This is a genomic window from Frankia sp. BMG5.23 (assembly GCF_000685765.2).
GTDB lineage: Bacteria > Actinomycetota > Actinomycetes > Frankiales > Frankiaceae > Frankia > Frankia casuarinae.
This window is the reverse complement of the sequence record NZ_JDWE01000101.1, coordinates 5,335-6,618: the sequence shown is the minus strand read 5'-3', so window position 1 is coordinate 6,618 and position 1,284 is coordinate 5,335. Positions and strand designations below refer to the sequence as shown.

The window sequence follows — 1,284 nt, the reverse complement described above, 5'->3', positions numbered from 1 at the left end:
GCGCTGGAGAACAGCCGGATCCTCATCCACCAGCCGTCGGCGCAGGGCGAGGGCCAGTCGAGCGACATCGAGATCCAGGCGCGGGAGATCCTGCGCGTACGGGCGCTGCAGGAGACGATGCTCGCCCGCCACACCGGTCGTACCGAGACGGAGATCCGTCGCGACACCGAACGCGATAAGATCTTCAGTGCCGATGAGGCCGAGGAGTACGGCCTCATCGACGAGGTCATCATGAGCCGTAAGGCCGCCCGGCTTCTATCGGCACGCAGCGCCTGACCGGGTGCGATCCGGCGGTTGGCCGCTCCGGTCGGCCTGCCACACGTCGACTGGCCACAGGCCGACCTGTCGACGAGCGTGCCCGCGGCCGCCTTCCGGCCGACTATGCTGCGGCCGGAAGGCGGCCGCGGGCCGGGACCACCTGCCCGGCCCCTCCGATCTCCCCGATCCCCGCGGACCGGGAGCGACGGCGGCTCGCCGCGGGCTGGGCACCACCACCCGGCCGGTATGGACGGCGGCCCGGAAGCTCGGCGAGAGTCCCAGGTTCGGCGACACGCCGAAGGGCGACGCCGCGCCGACCGTTGCGCCGACACCGGTTGTTTCGATGCCAGCCGAGCCCGTGATGCTGGCGGTGGCCGCGGTGCCGCTGGCGGCGTGCAGGTCAGCGGAGATGACGCGGGCCGTGATCGGTGGTGTCGCCTGCCCGTGGACGGCGGACAGCGGCCCAGGCGATGTCACGGGGGTGACCTCGGGTTCGAGCCGGGCGAGCTCCAGACGCACCTCGTCCAGCAGATCGGACAGCCGGATGTGCAGCGCCCGGCAGACCGCGGCGAGGATCTCCGAAGACGCCTCCTTCAGGCCGCGTTCGATCTCCGAGAGGTAGGGCGTCGACACCCGCGCCGCGTCCGCCACGTCCCGCAGGGTGCGGCCCTGAGCGAGGCGACGTCGGCGCAGCGCCTGCCCGACCAGCCGGCGCAGCAACGGCATCTCGGCATCATCCGTCATCGCCATCAGGAACCTCCGGGGGACTGGTGCCTTGAAGGGTCAGGGGAATCGGAGGGGCGCTCGCGTCCTGATAGATACACGCGTCCCGGATACTGATCACGTGGGTGGGAAGGCGACCGCTGCCGCAGCCACCCCCGGGTAAGTCGATGGAGGGCTAAGGCACCGAGCGTATCCGCTGCGCCCTCGCCGGAACCGCAAGTACCGCACCCGGCATTCCGCCCACACCTTTGCCGCGAAGTCGCCGACGGCCGCCGGAGTTGCCGACGGCCGCCGGAGTTGCCG

The 1,284-nt window shown here is 71.5% G+C and carries 2 protein-coding genes; one reads left to right on the top strand and one right to left on the bottom strand.

Annotated elements, in window-relative coordinates; translation table 11 throughout:
- Positions 1-276: ATP-dependent Clp protease proteolytic subunit (locus BMG523DRAFT_RS21380; RefSeq protein ID WP_035958588.1), on the top strand; the 276-nt coding region annotated here is incomplete at its 5' end.
- Here BMG523DRAFT_RS21380 and BMG523DRAFT_RS27135 read toward each other — a convergent pair.
- A complete protein-coding gene (locus tag BMG523DRAFT_RS27135) occupies positions 256-984 on the bottom strand; it encodes a helix-turn-helix domain-containing protein (protein ID WP_082456850.1) in 729 nt (242 codons plus the stop codon). The two genes, BMG523DRAFT_RS21380 and BMG523DRAFT_RS27135, sit on opposite strands and share 21 nt — an antisense overlap.
- Positions 985-1,284: the final 300 nt, after the last annotated feature.